Source organism: Herbivorax alkaliphila (assembly GCF_030848475.1).
Lineage (GTDB): Bacteria > Bacillota > Clostridia > Acetivibrionales > Acetivibrionaceae > Herbivorax.
Genome location: NZ_JAVDDS010000152.1, coordinates 1 through 838, shown reverse-complemented (window position 1 = coordinate 838; position 838 = coordinate 1). Strand labels below are relative to the sequence as shown.

The window sequence follows — 838 nt, the reverse complement described above, 5'->3', positions numbered from 1 at the left end:
GCTAGCTTATTGTTTTTATCCAGTATATATACTTGTGTGTTTTGAATTGGTTTTCCTATTGGAATATTATCCCACATACCATTTTTAACTAAGTAGCTTGAAGTAACAACTGCATTTTCCGTTGGTCCATAATTGTTTACCAGTTGATATCTGCTTTTTATATAGTTTTTAAGCTTATCTCCACCAGTTAATAAGACTCTTAAGCTAGAATTATCTAACTTCATAAACTCTTCACATATTTGTGTAGGCAAAAAACTAATTGATATTCTATTCTTTTCATAATATGTATTTAACTTTTTACAATCTATTCTAATTTCCTCATTAATAACGTAAATTGAAGCTCCTGATATAATATAAGGAAAGACTTCCCACACAGATGCATCAAATCCAAATCCTGCGTATTTTGTACTCCTATCACTGTGTTTTACATCATAATACTTTATGTGCCAATTTGCTAAATTAACTAATGATCTATTTTCCACCATGACTCCTTTAGGATTACCTGTAGAGCCTGATGTATATATCACATACGCTAGATTATTTGGGGTATTTACTTTATCAAGGTTTTCATGCCCGCCTGTATATATATCAGTATTTTGTAGGTCTATTATCTCTCCTTCAAACTCTACTTTCTCTATAAGGTGTTCTTGAGTCAATAATATACTTGTCTTACTATCTTCTAACATATAATCTATTCTGCTTTGAGGATACTCTGGATCTATTGGCAGATATGCACCTCCTGCCTTTAATATCCCTAGTACCCCGACTGTCATCTCTATCGAAGGATCTACCATTATACCTACTATACTGTCAGGCTCTACCCCTTTTTCTCTTATTA

At 32.5% G+C, this 838-nt stretch carries 1 protein-coding gene; it reads right to left on the bottom strand.

What is annotated here, in order from left to right; all coding sequences use genetic code 11:
• The coding region (locus RBH29_RS17795) for an AMP-binding protein (protein WP_306698352.1) at nt 1-838 on the bottom strand (838 nt) is incomplete at both ends.